This window comes from Methylomonas rhizoryzae (assembly GCF_008632455.1).
Taxonomy (GTDB): Bacteria; Pseudomonadota; Gammaproteobacteria; order Methylococcales; family Methylomonadaceae; genus Methylomonas; species Methylomonas rhizoryzae.
Genome location: NZ_CP043929.1, coordinates 3,373,900 through 3,394,664, shown reverse-complemented (window position 1 = coordinate 3,394,664; position 20,765 = coordinate 3,373,900). Strand labels below are relative to the sequence as shown.

17 protein-coding genes are annotated in these 20,765 nt (G+C 52.8%); 15 read left to right on the top strand and 2 right to left on the bottom strand.

From position 1 onward, the window contains the following. Positions 1–189: 189 nt before the first annotated feature. The 6 genes from F1E05_RS15115 to F1E05_RS15090 are packed head-to-tail and all read left to right on the top strand — an operon-like array spanning position 190 to position 7,977. Positions 190–519, top strand: coding sequence for a CU044_2847 family protein (locus tag F1E05_RS15115; RefSeq protein WP_150049876.1), 330 nt, complete (start codon positions 190–192; stop codon positions 517–519). A 30-nt stretch (positions 520–549) separates the two neighbouring features. Continuing rightward, positions 550–2,184: a trypsin-like peptidase domain-containing protein gene (locus F1E05_RS15110; protein ID WP_150049874.1), complete on the top strand. Its 1,635-nt coding sequence runs from the start codon at positions 550–552 to the stop codon at positions 2,182–2,184. Continuing rightward, on the top strand, positions 2,174–3,310 hold the full coding sequence (locus F1E05_RS15105; RefSeq protein ID WP_150049872.1) for an AAA family ATPase: 1,137 nt from the start codon (positions 2,174–2,176) through the stop codon (positions 3,308–3,310). The genes F1E05_RS15110 and F1E05_RS15105 overlap by 11 nt, the downstream gene beginning before the upstream one ends. After that, a complete protein-coding gene (locus tag F1E05_RS15100; RefSeq protein WP_150049870.1) occupies positions 3,292–6,561 on the top strand; it encodes a formylglycine-generating enzyme family protein in 3,270 nt (1,089 codons plus the stop codon). Before F1E05_RS15105 ends, F1E05_RS15100 begins: the two co-directional genes overlap by 19 nt. A 46-nt stretch (positions 6,562–6,607) precedes the next feature. Beyond that, positions 6,608–6,787, top strand: a complete 180-nt coding sequence (locus tag F1E05_RS15095) for a four helix bundle protein (RefSeq protein ID WP_150049868.1) — start codon at positions 6,608–6,610, stop codon at positions 6,785–6,787. Next, positions 6,784–7,977, top strand: coding sequence for a formylglycine-generating enzyme family protein (locus F1E05_RS15090; protein WP_150049866.1), 1,194 nt, complete (start codon positions 6,784–6,786; stop codon positions 7,975–7,977). The genes F1E05_RS15095 and F1E05_RS15090 overlap by 4 nt, the downstream gene beginning before the upstream one ends. A gap of 538 nt (positions 7,978–8,515) precedes the next feature. Here the strand turns inward: F1E05_RS15090 and F1E05_RS15085 are convergent. Both F1E05_RS15085 and nadB read right to left on the bottom strand, forming a co-directional pair. Then, a complete protein-coding gene (locus tag F1E05_RS15085) occupies positions 8,516–9,364 on the bottom strand; it encodes a hypothetical protein (protein WP_150049864.1) in 849 nt (282 codons plus the stop codon). A 429-nt stretch (positions 9,365–9,793) separates the two neighbouring features. Then, on the bottom strand, positions 9,794–11,422 hold the full coding sequence (gene nadB / locus F1E05_RS15080; protein WP_150049862.1) for an L-aspartate oxidase: 1,629 nt from the start codon (positions 11,420–11,422) through the stop codon (positions 9,794–9,796). A 138-nt stretch (positions 11,423–11,560) separates the two neighbouring features. On the opposite strand from nadB, the gene rpoE reads away from it, so the two are divergent. From rpoE to F1E05_RS15035, 9 genes are all read left to right on the top strand, one after another. Continuing rightward, complete coding sequence (gene rpoE, locus F1E05_RS15075; RefSeq protein ID WP_150049861.1) at positions 11,561–12,151, top strand: RNA polymerase sigma factor RpoE; 591 nt, start codon at positions 11,561–11,563, stop codon at positions 12,149–12,151. Positions 12,152–12,162: 11 nt separating this feature from the next. Then, positions 12,163–12,669 carry a sigma-E factor negative regulatory protein gene (locus tag F1E05_RS15070; RefSeq protein ID WP_150049859.1) on the top strand — a complete coding sequence of 169 codons (507 nt, stop codon included), beginning with the start codon at positions 12,163–12,165 and terminating at the stop codon, positions 12,667–12,669. An 8-nt stretch (positions 12,670–12,677) separates the two neighbouring features. After that, positions 12,678–13,616: a MucB/RseB C-terminal domain-containing protein gene (locus F1E05_RS15065; RefSeq protein WP_150049857.1), complete on the top strand. Its 939-nt coding sequence runs from the start codon at positions 12,678–12,680 to the stop codon at positions 13,614–13,616. 177 nt (positions 13,617–13,793) lie between these two features. After that, the gene (locus F1E05_RS15060) at positions 13,794–15,188 is read left to right on the top strand and encodes a DegQ family serine endoprotease (RefSeq protein ID WP_150049855.1); all 1,395 of its coding nucleotides are present in this window, start codon (positions 13,794–13,796) and stop codon (positions 15,186–15,188) included. 13 nt (positions 15,189–15,201) lie between these two features. Continuing rightward, positions 15,202–16,110, top strand: a complete 909-nt coding sequence (cysK, locus tag F1E05_RS15055; RefSeq protein WP_150049853.1) for a cysteine synthase A — start codon at positions 15,202–15,204, stop codon at positions 16,108–16,110. A 27-nt stretch (positions 16,111–16,137) separates the two neighbouring features. Then, the gene (locus F1E05_RS15050) at positions 16,138–17,391 is read left to right on the top strand and encodes a hypothetical protein (RefSeq protein WP_150049851.1); all 1,254 of its coding nucleotides are present in this window, start codon (positions 16,138–16,140) and stop codon (positions 17,389–17,391) included. Then, on the top strand, positions 17,388–18,443 hold the full coding sequence (locus F1E05_RS15045) for a hypothetical protein (RefSeq protein WP_150049849.1): 1,056 nt from the start codon (positions 17,388–17,390) through the stop codon (positions 18,441–18,443). The genes F1E05_RS15050 and F1E05_RS15045 overlap by 4 nt, the downstream gene beginning before the upstream one ends. 580 nt (positions 18,444–19,023) lie before the next feature. Beyond that, the gene (locus tag F1E05_RS15040) at positions 19,024–20,421 is read left to right on the top strand and encodes a GumC family protein (protein ID WP_150049847.1); all 1,398 of its coding nucleotides are present in this window, start codon (positions 19,024–19,026) and stop codon (positions 20,419–20,421) included. After that, a complete protein-coding gene (locus F1E05_RS15035; protein ID WP_150049846.1) occupies positions 20,418–20,648 on the top strand; it encodes a hypothetical protein in 231 nt (76 codons plus the stop codon). Before F1E05_RS15040 ends, F1E05_RS15035 begins: the two co-directional genes overlap by 4 nt. The last annotated feature ends 117 nt before the right edge of the window (positions 20,649–20,765 follow it).

Below are 20,765 nucleotides of genomic sequence, written 5' to 3'. Positions count from 1 at the left end.
CCGGCAGGGACTGCCGGAATCCGGGAACTACGGATGGCAATGCCGGCCGCAAGTTGCGCTAACGCTGACCAAGCGTCAAAGCTTGAAAATAATACCGCTAGCGGCGATGATTCGTTACGTTAGACTTCCCTTTGGTCGAAGCGCTTCTTTTTTGCGAAAATAAAAACACAACAAACCCGGAGTTTAAACATGTCGCGCACTATCCAACCGCTAAAATTCGGCGACCAAGTCATTTACATCGAAGTGGCCGAAGTCGAGCAACACGGGCAAGATCCCGGCGAGCAAAGTCGTTTTAAACCGGTTAATGCGTTGGATGACATTCAGGATGCCGGGACTAAAGTGCTGAGCACCGTTAAAGGCCTCTGCGCCACCATGCAGCAGGCCTTAGCCGACAGCAAGCCCAGCGAATGGACTTTGGAAATCAACATGGGTTTCAAGGGCAGCGCCGGCGTACCCTTCGTCACTCAAGGCGAAGCCAACGGTGCCGTGAAAGTCACGGCGAAGTGGGTAAACAAGTAACTCCTCGGCATTTTCCCAAAGACTAGCGCCATGACAGCCGACGATCCAGAACTAGCTATAGTCAGCATCTACCGCGACGCCAATTCCGCCGATGGTTTCATCGGTAGCGGATTCTTTATTTCCCGGCAATTAATCCTCACCGCCCGGCACAATTTGCTGCAACAGGGTGAAAACTACAACGTACTTTATATCGGCATGGTTAAAGGCGAGGATAGACGGGTACTTTTGCAGCCCGTTGTTGACGAGAATCTGTTCCTATTGGATGGTTTAGATATAGCCCTCATCCACCTGAATAGCCCTAAGTCGAAGCAATTTTATTGCGGGATGGACTTCAGTCGTGACCATTATGAAAACGGTCTGCCCGTGAATTACTACGGCGTGGATAAAGACGAAAAAAAAGTCTTCAAACTAAAGGGAAATATCAAGAACCAGTCCGCGCTCAATGACAAACACGATGCGTATCTCGTTGCTCATTTGGCCAAACCAGGTTCCAGCGGCGGAGCGGCTACGACGCTAAAAAACGGAAAAGAAGTTGCCATTGGCGTAGTCATAGACAGCGACCAACAAATGAATGAATCCAGATTCATACCATTGTTTTACTGTCACGCTTGGTTAGAGAAAATCAACAAAACCTTGCGCGACAGCGTTTTGCAAGCGCAATTAGACGTCTTAAAACCAGATAATGGCGACATCAAGGCTAATGCGCTGAATCGCTCGGTGTCTCGCCAGCTGCAAATACCGATTCAAACTGTGTTCGAAGCTTCGACGTTGTTCATCGGTCGTCCGCAAAAGGCCTACGGGCATGTCCTGGACCATTTGTTAGGTAGCGAAATGAGGCCCAGAAGTCCGGTAAAGGCTTGTTTTTGCCTGTTTCAAAGTACTGAAGACAGTCTGCCGGAGTTCGGCGATGCCTTGGGTGCCCGTTTGGTGTGTAAAGCCAAGGAAAAATTACCTAGCCAGCTTTTACTCACTGATCAGGCTTACCGTTTTGAGTATATGGACGTGAATATCTGGGGCATGGACGAAGGCCAAGATTATCCTAATGAAGAGTACTTTCTCGATGTTTGTTTGCAAAAAGTGGGGGCCATACTCATCGGTTCCGATTTTCAGCGTAATCAAAATGAAGAACTAAAGTCTTTTTGCTCACGAATTTTCGTTGCTGTCCAAAATCGGCAGACGAAGCCGATTATCTTGTTATCGGAAGGTTTTGAGTCCGGCAAACGCATTTCGGCGGCAGGCTGGTTTAGCAAACAGCGGATATTACGCAAGATTCAGCGTTGCCGCCGCTGGATAGAAAATTTTAACCAACTCTGGCAAGACGCCGCTTTGCGCGTCAATAGCCAAGATTCTTCACTGGCGATTGTACTGATATTTGGTCTATGGCTCGATCCGCGCCTGATGGCTTCAAGCACGGCTTGTTTCAGTTTGCAACCAATCACTCCAAATGATGTGCAAACTTGGTTGATACAAGTGAGAGGGCTATTGAGCGATTTAAGGCCAGATTCCAGCGCTGAAAATAACCGGGCATTAACCAAATTCAAGGTCAAATTTGCCGAGCTGCAAGGTGGAGAGACGGTTGACTATCGAATCAGTTTCCTCAAATTCCGTAACGATACCGAAAGCATCATCAATCTAACTAAAATGAATCCTTGCAATGACAGCTAATCACTTCAAATTCACCGGCCAAGGCCCTGTCACTCAACCCGACGACGGCAATTGGCAACGGCTGCTGCCCCGTCCGCTGGCGCCGCTGGACGATCCCGCAGACTATCACTTAGCTGATCAAGGCCTGATCGAAGCGGTCAACACCGCCTTGCTGCTTGGCATGCCTTTGCTGCTAACCGGCGAGCCGGGCGTCGGCAAAACCCAATTGGCCCATCGCATCGCTTACGAGTTGGGCTGTCAAACCATCGAATTTGCGGTCAAGTCCACTAGCAGCGCGCAGGATTTGTTTTACAGCATCGACCATCTGCGCCGCTTGCACGCGGCGCAGGCGAAAAAAGACATGGGCAAAAGCAGGGGCGGATATTCCCGTACCTTGCACGCGCTGCAGGCGAAAAAAGACACGGACATCGACGTGCGCCGGTTCTTGCATTTCGACGGCCTGGGCCTGGCGATTTTGCGGGCCATGCCCTCGTCCACCCTGCTAGCCTTGCGGCTGGGCAAACACGCTTGGCCGGATCGGCCCGAACCGTTGCCGCGTCAGCCGTCGGTGGTGTTGATCGACGAAATCGACAAGGCCCCGTCCGATTTTTGCAACGACATGCTGGAAGAAGTGCGCCGCCTGCAATTCAAGGTACCGGAGCTGGGCGACCAAGTATTCTCGATCTATGCCGATAGCAAGCGTCCGGACAAGGACGAGGCCAAATTCCGCCCGCAAATCGTCATTACCAGCAATTCGGAAAAAGGTTTGCCGGAGCCGTTTCTACGCCGTTGCGTGTATTACCACATGCAGCCGCCCAACCCCGATCAATTGCAGAGCATCGTAAACAAGCGTCTGGATAACTCGACACACCCACAAGCAGTCACCTTAAGCCCGGAAGCCCGTCACCATAGCATCGCTTTTTTCCAATTTTTGAAAGACGCCGAGCGCGTCAGCCTGGAAAAGCCGCCGTCAACCGCCGAGCTGTTGAACTGGTTGCTGATACTCGACCATCACGGTGCCGGCGCTGCGGCAAAAAGCCAAGAAACCAAATTGTGGAAAACCCTGGCTAAATCCAGCCTGCTCAAACACAAAGACGATGCGGCCCGCTTTGACGATCTGATCGCACAGTGGCGCTCGGCGACCTAACACCGGATTCGGTTCCGGAGACGGCCGCATCGGACCGGGAGCGTGACTGGCAAACCGTGCTGGCCGGCCTGCCGGCTTTTCTAGCCGTTTGGCAAACCCGCAGCAGTCAAACCGTCACGCCCCAACAACAGCGCGACCTGCACTATTTGTTCGCCGTCTGGCGCCAGCAAGACGACTTACCGGTAGATTTAGAGACTTACGGTTTGCGCATCCGGCCGCTGTTGTGCCGCGACCCGGACCAGCAACAGCAGTTTATGGCGGTTTGGGTCGGGCATTGGAATCAGCAGACCGCCGACCCAGCGACGCAACCGGCTAACCCGGCCATCCGGCGCGAAGCCGCGACATTACTGGAGCAACAGCGCACTGGCCTTTCCGCCGAAGAACTGCGCCGGCGGCGCAAGCAGCGCTGGCAATTGTGGGTCTTGGCCGTGTTATTGATCGTGCTAGCAGGCTTGTTGTATCGGCAGTTTTTTTTGTCACAGCCAATCGGCAACGTCGAACGCACGCCTATTATCATTGACCAGCCGGACACCACAGGCCAACAAAAGCCCCAAGCAACAGAAAACACCCCATCGCGGCCGTTTTTAACCCAAATGCCGCTCCGCCAGTTGCCGCCGCTTTACACTGTCGATCCGCAAGATCTACGCAGCGCCGAATACTGGCTGGCCGGCATCGCGGCCGCGCTGTTCGGCTTGCCGCTGATCTGGTTGTGGCGCAAGCGGCGGGTGCAGTTTCGGCGCGGCTTGGGCGAGGCCGGCGAAGACCTGCGCTTGCGGGCGCCCAAGGCCTCGCTGGCGCCGCTGCTGGGCGCCGGCGCCAAACAGTTGTTCGGCCGCTTGCGCTTTGCCGCCAGCGGCGAGCGGCGCATCGATTGGCAACAAACCGTGCGGGCCATCGCCCGATCCGGCGGCTATCCGCAACTACGCTACCGCCAGCGCCAGCGCCAAACCGACTTCGTGCTGATCGCCGACCGCCGCCACCGCGACGACCAAAGCGCCTGGCTGCTGGCCGAATTGCTGGACAGCCTGAAACAAGCGCAAATCCGCGTGCATCGCTACCATTTCGACCGCCATCCGCAGTGGCTATGGCCGCAGCACCGCGAAAACGCCCGGCCGCAAGCCTTGGCCGAAGTGTTGTGGCTGCACCCCGGCAGCCGGGTGTTGCTGGTGGTCGAGCACGAAGTGTTGTTTTACCGGCTGACCGGCGAACCGCAAAGCTGGCTGCAAGCCTTTAAGACCGTACCGGAATACCGGCTGGCGCTGATCACCCCGCCCAACCGCCGCCAGCTCGAATCTCTGCAACGGGCGAAATACCGCTATAGCGTGGTCGACCGGCTGGCCGACTTAAGCCCGCTGCTGGATTTTGCCGCCGACGTCAAACCGGAGCGCAAGCAGCCGGACAATGGCGATCCCGCAAAATTTCGTCGCGACTGGCTGGGCAATCTGCCGCCGGACGATCCGCACCTAGCCCTGGACTGGATTGAAAGCACTTACGGCAAGGGCGTTGTGCGGCTGCTGGGCCTGCTGGCCGTTTATCCGGGCTTGCACGGCGACCTGAGCCGGGCCTTGTACGATTACGCCGCCGCTGCCGGCGTCGGTAAAAGCTTCAAACTGGCCGATTTGCTCACCGTGCTCGGCTTGCCGTGGTGCCGGCAAGGCTGGTTGCCGCGCTGGTTGCGGCAGGCCTTGTTGGCGCAAATGAGCACCGAAGACCGGCGTTTGGCGCAGGACTTTTTTCGGAATCTGTTCGACCGCAAAAAACGCCCCGGCCACGTGGTGCAACTGCACTTGCACAAGCCGCCGGCGGTCTGGCGGTTGTGGCTGCAGTTCTGGGCAAGCCGCGGCGGCTACCGCAGCCCGTGGCGCGACGGCGTCTATGCCGAAGTCTTGTTGCTGCCGCGCTGGCAGTGGTTGCAAAAAATGCTGCCGCGCCGGCTGTTGACCGCCTTGCCGGAATGGCTGCTCGGCGCCTGGCCGCAGCGCTTGACGCTGCTGGCCTTGGCGGCGGTTTACGCCGGTATGGTGGCCGGCGGCTGGCAAACTTTCGGTCGTGATGCGTGGGGCCGGGCGCTGTTGGTCGCCCATCAGGCTGAGAACGCCGATCAGCTTGTCACCATCGTCCACCATTCTTCCGCATTGGCCGCCGCCGAGGCCTTGGGCTACGGCCTGGCGGCGATGGGTTACAAAATTGCCAAAATCGAGGACGACAGCGTAACCGAAAGCCGTATTGACGCCCCGGCGCCACGGCAAACCGAGTTGCGCGACGTGGTTCAACAGATGACTTGGGGCGGCGAATTTCCGTTCGGTGCGGAAACCGCACAAGCCGCCGTTTATCTGGCGGCGCTGCCGCAAACCGGCCAACTATTCCGCGATCCGCGCCCGCAAAACCGAGTCCTAACGGCTTATCCGGCGCAGCTGGACTGGCAGCCCGCGCCTAGCGAAATCCAACTCAAACGCCCGGACCCCAACATAGACTGGTCGGTCGAGCCGATTCGGCCGACCCTGGTGATTATCCCGGCCGGCCAATTCATGATGGGTTCGCCGGATAGCGAACCCGGCAGAGACGCAGACGAAGGCCCGCAGCACCCGGTCAAGCTCGCCGCCTTCCAATTGGCCGAAGCCGAACTGAACTTCAATGAGTGGGAGCGCTGTGTGCAAGCCAAGGCTTGCCGGCAGGTCGAAGACCAAGGCTGGGGCCGCGGCAACCGCCCGGTCATCAACGTCAGTTGGGACGATGCGCAAAGCTACATCGCTTGGCTGAATAAACGTTTGAATTTAAGCGGCGACGCCGGCTACCGATTGCCCAGCGAAGCAGAGTGGGAATACGCGGCCCGGGCCGGCAGCCAAACCGCGTACTATTGGGGCAATGCCAAACCATGCGATTACGCCAACGGCGCCGATCAAAGCTTGAAAAAGGATAAAGATTGGACTCTCGGCGACAGCATAACCTACGCCGATTGCGCGGACGGTTACGCCTACACTGCACCGGTTAAAAGCTTTAAAGCCAATAACTTCAAACTGTACGATATGTCCGGCAATGTCTGGGAATGGGTACAGGATTGTTACCACGATAATTATCAAGGCGCGCCAGCCGACGGTCGCGCCTGGGAAAAGAACAAGTGCGAAACGCGGGCGCTGCGCGGCGGCTCGTGGAACTTCAGACCGTCGAACCTGCGTTCCGCCGTCCGCATCAGGGACCGGCCCGATGTAGTGAACGTCAACACCGGTTTTCGGCTCGCCAGGACCCGTTAAACTGTTTACTCTGGGCTTTTTCCCTTTTCCGAATTGGAGGTAAGCGATGACCAACAAAGCGTATGCGGCAAATACCACCCCGGTCGCGGTGCACGACTGCCATCAACTGCTGGCCTGGATCATCCCGCAGCTGGAGCTATACCCGCGCGCCCGCCGCTTTACTTTGGGCGAGAAATTGGAAGTGCTGTTGATGGAGGTGCGGCTAGGCTGGGTACCGGCTCAATGACGCGAACATCGCGCATAGTCACGCCACACCCTAGGCCGCGGCTTGCTGAATCAGGCAATCGTTTCGCCAGCCGCACCGCCCTTGCGCAAAGCCGATTTGAGGCAGAACTGAACCAGGAAGCGCTTGCACTGAGCGGAGCCGAAGCGGCGATTTGGCTTCGACTCCGCTCAGCCTGCGGCTATCTGCTAGCTACCGGCAAGTTCACGGCGGCCGGCGCATTTTTTGGTGCGGCCTTGCTGGCGGCCTTGCCGGTCCGGGCCGACAAGTTGCCACAAACTTTGCCGGCCGCCGATGCCGGCCAACCGCCGGAAAAATCCGCCGAAATGCCCAAGTGTGTTAATCAGGCCGATGCCGGGCCGGAGATGGTGTTGATCGCCGGTGGAACTTTTGACATGGGTTCACCTAACGACGAAGCCGGGCGCGATAGCGACGAAACTCGGCATTCGGTGACGATCAAGATTCCGTATGCAATCGGCCGCTGCGAAGTGACGGTCGGCGAATTCGGCCGCTTCGTCGCAGCGACGGGTTACCCGACTAGTGCCGAGCAGGGCGGAGGCTGTTACGGCTGGAATGCGACGACGCGTGAAAGGAAGCAGGATAAAAATCTGAATTGGCGCAATCCGGGCTTTAAACCTTACGACGACAGTCATCCGGTGGTGTGCGTCAGTTGGGACGACGCCCAGGAATATATCAAATGGCTGAACGCCGACTTGGGCCTGCCGGCCGGCACTTACCGCTTGCCTAGCGAAGCGGAATGGGAATACGCGGCGCGGGCCGGCACGCAAACCGCCTATTTTTGGGGCACTGCCGAGCCATGCGGTTTTGCCAACGGCGTCGATCAAACTGCCCAACAAACTGATAGCGAGTTCATCGGCAAAAACTGGACGTTTGCCGCTTGCAGCGACGGCTACGCGTTTACCGCGCCGGTTGGCCGTTTCCAGCCCAATGGGTTCGGTCTGTACGATACGGCCGGCAACGCTTGGGAATGGGTGCAGGATTGTTACCACGACGATTACCAAGGCGGAGACAGCGACGGTCGCGCGAAGCCGGAGGACCAGTGCGAAAAGCGGGCGCTGCGCGGCGGCTCGTGGATCAACACTCCGTCGGGCCTGCGTTCCGCCAACCGCGGCAGGAACCGGCCCGATGCTGCGGTCAACACCTCCGGTTTTCGGCTCGCCAGGACTCTATAAACCTTTTTGCTGTTTGCTTTTTCCCTTTTCCCATCCCCGAATAGCCAACTGGCGTTTAACTTTGGCCGCAACCCAAGTGGCCCCGGCATTCCCGCAGCCAACCACCGTCATTCCGGCAGGGATTCGCTTACGCGCTCTACGGGTGCCGGAGTCCAGGTTACATGGATGTGAACGGCGTTGACTGTGAAATGGAGCCGTCCATGGCGTCTGGACCCCGGCATTCCCTGCCGGGGTGACGGAGGATCGGGCGTGTTTTTCGGTTGCGTTGCGGTGAGTGGTGGTGGGGGTGCAAAGTGCGTAAAACCAGAATCACCGTTCCTCGCCAGCCCGTAGCCTACCACCGTCATTCCGGCAGGGATTGCCGGAATCCAGGCCACATGGATGTGAACGGCGTTGACTGTGAAATGGAGCCTTTCATGGCTTCTGGACCCCGGCACCCGTAGGGCGCGTAAGCGAATCCCTGTCGCGGTTACGGAGGTTCTGGATTGGATTGCGGCGACTACCGGGGTGACGAAGGTGGAGCATTGAAATCAGATTATTACTGGCGGCGAGCGCGCAGGTAATCCAGGACCCGGGCGTCTCGCCATTGGCTGTCGGTATGGCAGCCGGCGCTGCGGGCGCGGCGGCAGGCGGTGATGGCTTCTTGGCGCGGGTCGGCGGTCCAAGCATGCAGGTCGGCAGGGGCTTTAGACAGCACGGCCCGGGCAATGTCCGCGGGCGGCGGCGGGCCGCTCTCCAACCAAGCTTCGGCTTGGCGAAATTCGTCGCGGCACATCAAGGCGATCATGTAGTCGCAGGCCGATTGCAGGCCGGGTTTGAGCCGGCCGGGGCTGACCGAAACGATAGGCAGCAGCGGTGCCAAGCTGGGCAGCAGATGGTTGGCGTACAACGCGGCGCCCCAGTAAGATTGTGCGGTTTGCCGAAAGTGAGCCAAGTCGCGCACGTCCAGCAGTCCGCTATCGGCCATGGGCAGAATTTCCACCTTGGGTTTGGCGAGGTCTACCGTGTCGTTAGCCACGTCTACATACAGGCTGCCGAATTGCAGCGCGTTCTGGAAATATTGCTCGCGCAGCACGCCCCACACCGTGCGCACGATGCCGCCGTTAGCGGCGAAGTCGCGCAAGGCCAAATCGGTTGCGGTTTGTGCCTGTGGCAGGCGTTGCGTCAATAAGGCAAACGCTTCGCGGGTAATTTCTTCGCAGCGGCCGTAGGGGTAAGGTTTGCCGGTGGCGGGCGGCAGTTTGGCCGCCAGTTTCCGGTCTACGTCGGCGCGTAAGGCTAGAAAATAGCCGGTCAATTCGTTGATGCGGCCGGTCAGATGCGTTTCGGTTAAGGCCTGCTGGCGGGCGTCGGCCGGGGCGATTTGCTGCGGGAGTAGGGGGAGCATGGCTGGATTGGACTTGATTCCGGTTCATTATAGGTCAGCGCGGCAGATGCGCTAGGGTGTAGGTTACGACTAGCGCACCAACGCTAGCGTGGTTTTGGCGGGCATGAGTATCTTTTTCATGGCTAGTGGTGGTCCCGAAAATTGAACAACCGCTTGAGTGAAAGACCAGCTAGTTTAAAAAATCCGCAACGACATAGATGGGGCGGATAGTGTCTCAAAACCGGGAAAAACATTTTCACCGGCCTTCAAAGTCAAAATAGCAGGCTGGAGATAAAACTCCGGCGCAATTACACCGGAAGTTCGAAGTTCATCGAGACCGAATCTTCGATTGGAAAAAGCCATTGAACGCGTCGGCGCCGGATGTTTGGCAAGCCTGTGAAATCGACGCGCCGCGGTTGGATCGGCTTTTGCTATGCCGGTTATAGCGATTTAGGGCTGCTTGGCCGCGTTGGGTGGCGTCAGGATGGTGTTGCGCGGCGGTGAGGTGTCGTCACTTTCCGGATAATCTTGGGTGAAGTGCAAGCCGCGGCTTTCTTTGCGTTGCTGAGCGCTACGAATGATGAGTTCGGCGACGATGACCAGGTTGCGTAATTCCAACAAATCGCTGCTGATTCTGAATTGGCCGTAATATTCGCTGATCTCCTCTTTGAGCAGCACCAGTCGGTTCATTGCGCGTTCCAGACGCTTGTTGGTCCGGACGATGCCGACGTAATCCCACATGAAGCGGCGCAGTTCGTCCCAGTTATGCGAGATGACGACTTCCTCGTCCGAGTCGCTGACCTGCGACTCGTCCCAAGCCGGCAGCGCGGGCGGTTCGGCAATGTCTTTGAAGCAGCGTCTGATGTCTTGCGCGGCTTGTTCGGCAAATACCAAGCATTCCAACAACGAATTGCTGGCCATGCGGTTGGCACCGTGCAAGCCGGTGCAGGCGACTTCGCCGATGGCGTACAAGCCGGGAATGTCGGTGCGGGCGTTGCGGTCGGTAACCACCCCGCCGCAGGTATAATGCGCCGCGGGGACCACCGGTATCGCTTGTTGGCTGATGTCTATATCCAGCTCCAAACATTGCATGTAGATGGTCGGGAAGTGTTTTTGGATGAATTCGCGCGTCTTGTGACTGATGTCCAAATAGACGCAATCCAGACCGTGTCGTTTGATTTCGTTATCGATGGCGCGGGCCACAATGTCGCGCGGCGCCAGCTCCATGCGCTCGTCGTAGTGGCGCATAAAGCGTTCGCCGTCCGGCAGAATCAGGTGTCCGCCTTCGCCGCGCACCGCTTCGCTGATCAAAAACGAACGGGCGGACGGGTGATATAAGCAGGTGGGATGAAATTGCATGAATTCCATATTGCCTACCCGGCAGCCCGCACGCCATGCCAAGGCGATGCCGTCTCCGCTCGAGGTATGCGGATTGGTGGAATACAAATACACCTTGTTGGCGCCGCCGGTAGCCAGGACTACGATTTTGGCGGCGAAGGTTTTGATTTGTCCCAGGCGGTTATCCAGCACGTAGGCGCCTAACACCCGCTGCGGGGCAGCATTCAGTTTGTGCGCGGTGATTAATTCCACGACGTTGTGGTGCTCCAACAGGTGAATGTTGGGATGCTGCCGGGCGCGTTCGATCAGAGATAAAGACACGGCCTTGCCGGTGGCATCGTCGGTATGCACGATGCGCCGGTGAGAATGACCGCCTTCGCGGTTCAAATGCAGTTCTTTAATGCCGCTTTTGGTCTTGCGTTCGGTAAAATTGACGCCGTTCGCGCGTAGCCATTCTATGCTTTCACGGCCTTTGGAAACGGTAAGCGTTACAATGTCAGGGTCGCACAGGCCGGCGCCGGCTATTAATGTGTCTTCGATGTGAGATTCTATGGAATCGCGTTGATCGTCGAAAACCGCCGAGATGCCGCCTTGCGCGTAAAAGGTGCTGCATTCGGTCAGCGCGAACTTGGCCAATACGGCGACCCGGTATTGATCCGCTAAATGCAAGGCAAGGCTTAATCCGGCGCCGCCGCTGCCGGCAATCAGGATGTCGTAATGAAGGGTTGAACGAGTGGTCAATGTCGTTTGCGGGCAAGATTGAAAGGTTTGTTACAAATCTGTAAAAATCATATCGTGTTTTAAGTGGGTGGTAATTTTTTTTGTATTACCAGAACTAATGCGGTTTAATTCTGTCCATTACAGCATCGAAATAGCTCAGTGAACGAATCATCCAGATTCTCCGAAGATTTAGACCAAGAGTTGGTAAGGCGCGTCCAGCAGGGGAATAAAGCCGCTTTTGATCAATTGGTCATAAAATATCAACATAAGATTGTGCATCTGGTGAATCGCTATGTGAAAGATCCCAGTGAGGCGCAAGACGTGGCGCAGGATACTTTTATCAAAGCGTATAAAGCCTTGGGCGATTTTCGCGGCGATAGTGCCTTTTATACCTGGCTTTATCGCATCGCCATCAATACGGCGAAGAATTATTTGCTATCTCGTTCCCGGCGTTATACCGATTACGAGATAGAGGTGCAGGATGCCGAACAGGTGGAAAATGCACCGCAACTAAAGGACATCGAGACCCCGGAGAGTTTGTTGATGAACGATCAAATTGTCCAGGTGATCAAATCGGCCATCGAAAAGTTACCCGAGGAAATGCGGATTGCCATTACGCTTAGGGAGTTCGAGGGTATGAGTTACGAAGAGATAGCCGAAGCGATGGATTGCCCGATAGGAACCGTTCGGTCTCGAATTTTCAGAGCCCGAGAGGCTATAGACCAAAAATTAAATCCATTGCTTGATTAGAAGGTAGTGTCATGCAAGAACACTTGAAAGAACGACTGTCTTTAATGCTGGACGATGAGTTGGACGCCGAAAGCGCTGCTTCATTGCTGGCCACGGTGAGCAGGGATAAAGACTTGCAAGCCAAGTTGCAACGTTATTCGATGATCAGTCAAGCGTTGAAAGAAAATAGTTATGCGGTGGCGGATGCCGGTTTTGCCGCTAAGGTGGCTGAACAGCTCAAATCCGAACCTGTTTACTTCTTGCCGCAAAAAAGGCTGGTTGCCTTGCCTAAAAAAGCCGCAGTGGCCGTTGCCGCCAGCGTGGCGATGGTGGTAATCGGCTGGGCGTCACTGTCGATATTGCCTTACCAATCCAACCCGTTCAATAGCGTAAGCCGGGTGGCGCAAGTCAATCTGCCTGCCGCACAAAGCAATGCGCGTTTCAAAGAGTATTTACAAGCTCATGATAATGTTTGGTACGTTAACGATGCGGTTGCTAATCCGTCCCATGCTCGCTTAGCTAGTTATCAACATCAATAAGTGCCTTAATGCGTTGGGTTTTTGCGATAATTTTTTATATCTCGGCGACTGCTGCGTTAGCCGACTCTCCGCTGGACGGACTTCATTGGCTGAAGAAAGTCAACGAAGCAATGAAGTCCCGCAACTATCATGGCACGGTCGTGTTCATGAAGAATGGTCAAATCGATACCATGAAATATCAACATTCGGTAGAAAACGGTGTCGAATTTGAACGTCTGACCTCATTGAACTCACCCTTGCGGGAAGTGACTAGAAAGTCCAGTGAAATAAAGTGCTTATATAAAGAGACCAGCCAAAAAATCGAAACCCGCCATCCATTGGACCGCTCTTTTATCGTCAATTTGCCGCAACACCCGGAAACCCTGCAAGATTTTTACCTATTAGCCGCTACCGGGCAGGAAATGGTGGCGATGCGGCCCACGCAGATTATTGCGATCTTGCCTAAAGACGAGCTGCGTTACGCCCGTAAGTTATGGGCGGACACTCAAACCGGCTTGCCTCTGAAAGTAGAGGTCTACGATTTGGACGGTATGGCCTTGGAACAAGTTTTGTTTACTGAAATGGTGTTGGACGCAGAGTCTTCTCTAGCGGAAGGCTCTGCGCAAGCCGGCGGCGAATCGAATCCTCAGCAGGTGATTGAAGCTCACAGTTTCGACTCGTCACCTTATCAAATTAAAACTTGGCCGCCGGGCTTCGAGAAAATATTTTTTATTCGCAATACCATGCAGCAATCGAAAAAAACCGTAGATCATTTGTTGATCAGCGATGGGTTTTCTACGGTTTCGGTTTATTTCGAAGCTAAAGGCGATAAAGGTATCGATGGCCTACGCTCATTGGGTCCCGTCAATTCTTACAGCCGAACCATCGACGACTTACAAATTACGGTACTCGGAGAAGTACCGGTAAAGACTGTCGAAATGCTGGGCCAAGGCGTCGAAATCCGGTAAGCGATTTCGGCTTGCCTAAGGCAGCCGATACCGGCTTATAATCCCACTCATAAAAACATAAGTATAAGAAAATTGAGGGTGTTTTTCGTGCAGGGAAAACGCCTAATTGTATTTGCTATGTTCCCGCCCACGGCGGTTTAACTCGAATTCGATCTCAACTCTAGGAATGGAGCATGCATGCTTAACAAAATTGTAAACAGCTTTTGCTTGTTTTTGTTACTCGCCAGTTCGGTATACGCGCAGTTGCCGGACTTTACCCAAATGGTCAAGAGCAACGGCGATGCCGTGGTGAATATCAGCACGACTCAAAAAACTCCGGACATGCAGGTCGACGATCCATCCGGAATGCCTCAAGACATTCCGCCGGAATTGGAAGACTTTTTCCGCCATTACTTTCAAGGTCCGGGGCGGGGTTACGTGCCTAAAGAGACCAATTCCTTAGGTTCGGGATTTGTGCTTTCTAAAGACGGTTACATTTTGACCAATCATCATGTCGTTAATAATGCCTCCGAGATCGTGGTCAAGTTAAAAGATAGGCGGGAGTTGGTTGCCAAATTGGTAGGGTCGGACGAGAGCACCGATGTTGCTTTGCTTAAAGTCGAGGCGAAAGATTTGCCCGTGGTTGAGATCGGTTCGCCGGATCAACTGCAAGTCGGCGAGTGGGTGTTGGCGATCGGTACTCCGTTCGGATTCGAACAATCGGTGACTGCCGGTATCGTCAGCGCCAAGGGCCGTAGCCTCCCGGACGGTAACTACGTGCCTTTCATTCAAACCGACGTGGCGATTAACCCCGGTAATTCCGGCGGGCCGCTATTTAACATGCAGGGCAAGGTCGTCGGTATCAACTCGCAAATCTACAGCCGTTCGGGCGGATACATGGGCTTATCCTTCGCCATACCCATTGACGTAGCCATGAGTGTCGCCGACCAAATCAAAACCAAGGGTAAAGTGTCGCGCGGTTGGCTGGGAGTGCAAATTCAGGACGTGACTCGGCAACTGGCTGAATCGTTCGGTATGGATAGGCCTCACGGCGCGTTGGTGGCTAAAGTCGTGGCGGGCGGACCGGCGGACAAGGCGGGGGTGCAAGTCGGCGACATCATTGTCGAATTCAACGATCAGACGATAGATACCTCCGGCGAATTGCCGCCTATCGTGGGCATGACTCCTGTCGATGAAAAAGCGAAGCTTAAAATTATCCGCCAGGGCGATGAAGAAGAATTAAGCGTAAAAATAGGCTTGTTGCCGGCCCAAGCCGCGCAGCTGGAGTCCGGCGCCGCTCCCGAGACTAACGTGAATCGTTTGGCGCTAGTGGTTGCGGATTTGACCGAAGAGCAGCGGCAACAATTACAGGTTGAAAAACATGGCGTTTTAGTGCAAAAAGTCGGAAAAGGAATTGCGCTCGATGCAGGGATACAACCCGGGGACGTGATTCTTCGGGTACAAAATACTCCGGTGAAAGATGCGGCGGATTTCAATAAAATAGTTGCCAAGTTGCCGGTGGAAAAATCCATAGCGATGTTGATTCAGCGCAATGGAAGTCCGGTGTTTTTGGCATTCAAGATCGATAAGTAGGAGCTTTGTTGTTATGGCTAACGCAACTAGCATCACTCAACTGATCGGGAATACTCCGTTAGTCAAGTTACAAAAAATCCCCGTCGAAAATTCGGCGAGCATACTGTTAAAAATGGAATCCCGAAATCCGGGCGGTTCCGTGAAAGACCGTATAGGCCTCGCAATGATACAGGCCGCCGAGCGCATGGGCGCGTTAAGGGTCGGTGGGACAATCGTCGAGCCAACCTCCGGAAATACCGGGATTGCGTTGGCGATGGTGGCGGCGGCTAGAGGTTATCGCTGTATTTTGGTCATGCCGGACACCATGTCGGTGGAACGCAGGCATTTATTGGTGTTATACGGTGCGCAAATCGTGTTGACCCCGGGCTCGGAAGGAATGAAAGGCGCTGTCAGAAAAGCGCAGGAAATCGCGTCCGATACCGGTGCTTATATGCCGCAACAATTCGAAAATCCGGCAAATCCCGAAGTTCATCGGCAAACCACTGCGCAAGAAATATGGTCCGGAACCGATGGGGCGATTGATGCCTTTGTGTGCGGAGTTGGTACCGGGGGAACTATTTCCGGAGTGGCGGACGTGATTAAAAATCGCAACCCGAATTTTAAAGCGATTGCGGTAGAACCCGCCGAGTCGCCGGTGATCTCCGGAGGGGAGCATTCAGCGCATAAGATACAGGGCATAGGTGCAGGATTTATCCCGAAAAACTTGGACCTCGATTTGTTGGACGGGGTCGAGCTGGTCAGTACCGAGCAAGCGTTTGCCATGCGTAAGCGTTTGATCGAAGAAGAAGGCATTATGGTCGGCATCTCATCCGGCGCCAGCGTTTGCGCGGCTTTACGTGTTGCCGAGCGACTAGGGGCAGGGAAGGTGGTAGTAACCATGGTTCACGATACCGGTGAACGTTATTTGAGCATGGGGGCATAGTTCCATAGCCTTTGCTGCGGACCCATCATGACCACTTCCCGATTACCCGTGCGCCCGGCCGGCTTAGGCTATTTAATCAACCGGATACAAACGCTGTTTGTCAGCCTGTTGCGGATTTGGACCATCCCTATCGTGCTGATGTTAAGCCTGGCGTCCGGATTCACAACCTATTACGGCCTGTCGCATTTCATTACGCCTTGGATTGCCTTGATCATTACCGTGGCGATCCAATCCATCATTGTAATTTGCTCGCTGGAGATGGCCGGCATTCATTGGGCGGCAAACAGAACGCGATACTTTAGCGTCTTGGGATCTTTGTTGATTGCCATAACGGCTTCCATTACCTTTTCATATTTCAAATTCTACGAAATTTCCGAACGCGAAACCTTGCATATAGAGCGGGTGCAGCGTATTCGCCAGGATATCAAAGCCTATATCGACGCGGTCTTGACTCGAAAAGGCGAGCTACTACAGCAGCAAAAACATGTCTTGGATCGCGCTTCGAATAATGCGAGTAAAGCTTATTTCGGCACTCTGGATCAAATCGGTCCAGGTTTTAAAAACCAAGTGGGCGAAGGGCCTTTCTGGCGGCATTACAATCAAATCTATCAAGAAAAGAAACAGGCATTTCAAGCCCAGGAACAGGCATTTTTGGCATTGGACGGCAAAATTCATGCCGTGCAAGCGAGCCTGGCCGAATTGGATAGGCCAAGTGTGCAGCAGCAAGTTTACGAGGCTGTGCTGAAAAATTTTCAGGACATACAATTTGCCGTCAACCAATTATCCAGCAGTGCCGGTCTGCAATTCCCGGACGCACCTATGCTAATGACGTATTCGCAATTTTCGGAAGAGGTCAAACCTTCCTTTGCGATGTGGCAGGGATTTTCTTGGTTTGCGTTTGCCTGTGCGGCTATGGTGGATTTCTTCACTGTCTTGTTGTCTTATCGGTTGGAATTTACCGCGCCGGGACCACTCACCCAACAAGAAGAAGAATTGGTGTTCGAATGTTTGCGGCAATTCAGCGAATTTCGCATCAACGAAAACGACGAGCTTGAACTGGTCATCGAAAAAACCGAATTGGAAAAAGCACGGCGTTATTCGGATTGGGCGCGCATGTTTGTCGTCGGCCTGCTGTTGAACAGAGGTTTTTTGCGTAAAGTCGATTCCAGAACGGTTGAGTTTGCCCCTAATCTTTATCCACTGATTGCCGAAAAAATGTCCGAGAAAATCGCCGCATTGAAAGCGAAAGCAGCGTCCAGCGCCCCGGATAGTTCGCCATGACGCAATCCAAGGACTTGGAAGCTTGGTTTGCCGGCGATGATCTTTGGAGCATGAGTCCGGCGAACTTGGAAGAGTGGGTGGCGGGATTTGACGCCGACAGACAGTTGGTTGTCTTTAAGCTCGGTCCGTTTCAGCATTTGTTTTTACGGCCGGAGCGGTTCAACAAGCGGTTTTATCATCAGATTTATCCGTTGGTTATCGAAAGCTGGCCGTATCGTCGCCAGATCAAGCTATTCGACGATTTTTGCACGCTGAGCGTGGAATTGGACATTCGATTTCAGGCAACTTTGGCATACGCGCGGAGAAACTCCGAATTGCTGGATAATTTAAATCGGCAGATTAAGTCGATTTACGCCGGCGTAGTAGAAGATAGAATCAATTGGGAATTGTCTGCATTGGCGGATGGTTGTTGGGTGCGGGACGGATTGCTTAGGCATGAACGCAATCTTGCCTTATCCATATGCGAAATATTTACCCAGCGACAAATCCAAGCCGAAGCCGTTTGTCGTATGTCGGTTGATTTTGTCGATTTTCCCGAGGTGAAACTGGGAAAGGACAGCGTTTATCTGCATGTGTTAAAAAGGACGTTCGAGATAAACCAAGAAAAACATCAAGAGATGGATAGACAGCAGCAGCTGAATCAGCAGCAAGCGTTGGCAAGTAAACAGCAAGAATTGGAGCATCTCAAACAGCTGATGGAGATGCAACGGCTTATCCAGTTGCAAGAAGCCGAGGCGCAAATCCAATTGCTTCAAGATAAAGAGCAGCAACTCGCTCGGCAGCGTGAAGTGGAAACCCGCCTGCATGCCGAACAAGTCAGGCATGAGCAACATCTAATGGAGTTGAGTCTTGAAATAGAATTGCACGCACGTCAACAGCGCGAAGCCAGACAAAGATTGGCGGAAACTCAAGATTTGGCCAACAATTTAGAACATAAAGCTATGTTGGAAGACAAGCAAACGGCTGCGGAAATTCAGCGACAAGTGACTACTAAACGCCTTTGGGAGGAAAGCGGCGAATCGCTTCAGGGCGGAAATGCTCAAGATCAATAATAAATCGATCAGTCTTTGCTATTATTGGTTGCATTTGTTTCTCGTGCCAATGTCCTTGAAAATGCTGTTACAACTTTCGGGCTTTTTATAAAAAATGTCCGCAGTTGATGGGCGGTCGACTGTGATTGCCTTGTTGCGGCAGTATTCTTATAGGTTTCTTGGCCACTTTGATGGTTATTTCGGTAATTCTTAACGCAGTCATCAAACTTTCATTTCAAATTACCAGCATAGACATCCGCCGGAAAGCAGTCGTGCGGTGTGGCAAGCTTAATTAGAGTACGTTAAAGTAGAAAACCATAATAGTCTAATGCACCTATTGCGGTTTATCCGAATGGGCCGGTGCGATAAAATGAACGGTCGAGTATTTTGATCAACTTGTAATACCAACATGCAGGCATCTTCACAGCCCGTTAAGGTAAGCTGTTTGACGAAGAGAAGCCTCCCAAAATGCGGGTTTTATGTTCGGAATCAGGATCTTGTCTTCCGGGCAAATGGGATGACGGCTTCAAAAAGTCGGCATTGTTAAAACAACGGCTTAGTTCTTGAAAACTAAGTAAACAAAATTATTAAAGAAGAAATCATGAATCCGGCTATGGAGACTGGTGCCAACCAAGAGTATAACCTGTACGATTATTGGTACATTTTGCACGCCAAACGAAAAGTGATTTACCTTTTGATTGTCAGTGCAGTATTGATTGCAACTGTCACAAGTTTGTTGCTTCCTTCGCTTTACGAAGCTCGGGCGGTTTTTTTCGTACCGGCGCGGTCCGATATATTAACTTTATACTCTTCTCAAGATACTCGACAAGTCAGTCGTTCGCCGCTATTGCCGGAATCTCGAGGTGAAGCGCAAATTATCTATTTGGGATTATTAGATAGTGATTATTTACGTGAACGAATCCATGCCATGTTTCCTCAAAAGTCCGTATCCCAAATCAAGCGTAATGTCGATTTTCGCAGCGGAACGAATTTTCAAATTAAAATCCACGTCCGCGATTCCGATCCTAAGCTGGCTATGGATATTGCAAACGCTTATGTTTCTTTATTTAACGAAACTTTAAACGGCTATTCGTTAAAGCTTACGACTGAAAATAAATCGGCCATAGAGAAGGAGTTGGAAGAAACTCAGAAAAAACTCCACGACGCTAAAAGAAGGCTTATAGAGTATAAAGCGGAAAATAGAATTGCCATGGAAGACGAAGAATTGAAAAATTTAACGTTGCAACGTGCTCAACATTTAAAGTCCATAGAAGATACTGCGCTGACTTTGCTGGAGATATCCAAAAAGCTGGATAGCTTAAGAAAGCAATATGCAAAAGAAGTTATGGCGTTTTCCAAGTCTTCGGTAGCCTTATCCAATCCTCTCATATCCAATCTTAAACAGCAGATCTCTGATTTGGAAGCGCAAATCGCTAGCGCGAAAATTGAGTATAAAGGGCCTCATCCGGAGGTTGAAAAACTGCAAATTCAATACGACCATAAAATAGAGGATTATTTATTGGAGTTACAGCGTATCGAAGATAGCAAAATAAAATCGCCTAATACTCTAATAGAGAACTTGCGTCAAGAAATCGTTCATCTGGAAATAGAGCAAGATAGTTTGTTAGTCAGGAAAACAGGGATCGAAGAGAGAATTAGTCAATTGGAGCAAAAAATAAGTAACGCACCTAAAATACAAATCAATATACATGAATTGAATTTGGATATCGATTTGTATCAAAAGCATCTGGAAACCCTTCAAGTAAACCTGGAAGAAACGATGGCACAGGAAAGAAGAAATATTAACAATGCCGTTGTGGTTGATGCCGCATCGTTGCCCGATCGGCCGATATTTCCCAATTTAATCTTGAATATAATCATGTCGTTCTTCCTGGCGATAATTGCCGGTATAGTTTACGCGTTTGTGCTGGATTTCGTCGATAGGATGAAATTAGATATTCGCGACGACTTGACCGCTATCGAAAACGAAAGCGTATGAAAACTTTAAGTGTTGCTTTAAGACGGCGGATCGAACAAGAAGAAATTTCATGGCTGGTACGCAATATTCAGCAGTCTGAATTTGTGATGTTAGCCGAACAATCGGCCGAGAAGCGTAGAGTTAGATTGGAGATTTTGGGAGCAATTTTATTAGGCTTTTTTATATCTGCTGTTGCAATTATTTCGAATTATTTGATCTTTGTGCGGATGTTGCATGTCAGTTTCTGAGTCCCAAAATTACAGGATCGAGGGCGGTGCTTTTCCAGGATCAACACGCCTATCCGTATTAAGAAGCGAGTTGTTGGATAGGTATCGCCTTACGGTGAGGCAAAAATGGGAAGTGCG

Excerpts from the sequence above, each read along its gene's own strand:
- F1E05_RS15115 (WP_150049876.1), top strand. The coding sequence starts at position 190 with ATGTCGCGCACTATCCAACCGCTAAAATTCGGCGACCAAGTCATTTAC.
- F1E05_RS15110 (WP_150049874.1), top strand. The coding sequence starts at position 550 with ATGACAGCCGACGATCCAGAACTAGCTATAGTCAGCATCTACCGCGAC.
- F1E05_RS15105 (WP_150049872.1), top strand. The coding sequence starts at position 2,174 with ATGACAGCTAATCACTTCAAATTCACCGGCCAAGGCCCTGTCACTCAA.
- F1E05_RS15095 (WP_150049868.1), top strand. The coding sequence starts at position 6,608 with ATGACCAACAAAGCGTATGCGGCAAATACCACCCCGGTCGCGGTGCAC.
- F1E05_RS15090 (WP_150049866.1), top strand. The coding sequence starts at position 6,784 with ATGACGCGAACATCGCGCATAGTCACGCCACACCCTAGGCCGCGGCTT.
- F1E05_RS15085 (WP_150049864.1), bottom strand. The coding sequence starts at position 9,364 with ATGCTCCCCCTACTCCCGCAGCAAATCGCCCCGGCCGACGCCCGCCAG.
- F1E05_RS15070 (WP_150049859.1), top strand. The coding sequence starts at position 12,163 with ATGCAAGAACACTTGAAAGAACGACTGTCTTTAATGCTGGACGATGAG.
- F1E05_RS15065 (WP_150049857.1), top strand. The coding sequence starts at position 12,678 with ATGCGTTGGGTTTTTGCGATAATTTTTTATATCTCGGCGACTGCTGCG.
- F1E05_RS15060 (WP_150049855.1), top strand. The coding sequence starts at position 13,794 with ATGCTTAACAAAATTGTAAACAGCTTTTGCTTGTTTTTGTTACTCGCC.
- cysK (WP_150049853.1), top strand. The coding sequence starts at position 15,202 with ATGGCTAACGCAACTAGCATCACTCAACTGATCGGGAATACTCCGTTA.
- F1E05_RS15050 (WP_150049851.1), top strand. The coding sequence starts at position 16,138 with ATGACCACTTCCCGATTACCCGTGCGCCCGGCCGGCTTAGGCTATTTA.
- F1E05_RS15045 (WP_150049849.1), top strand. The coding sequence starts at position 17,388 with ATGACGCAATCCAAGGACTTGGAAGCTTGGTTTGCCGGCGATGATCTT.
- F1E05_RS15040 (WP_150049847.1), top strand. The coding sequence starts at position 19,024 with ATGAATCCGGCTATGGAGACTGGTGCCAACCAAGAGTATAACCTGTAC.
- F1E05_RS15035 (WP_150049846.1), top strand. The coding sequence starts at position 20,418 with ATGAAAACTTTAAGTGTTGCTTTAAGACGGCGGATCGAACAAGAAGAA.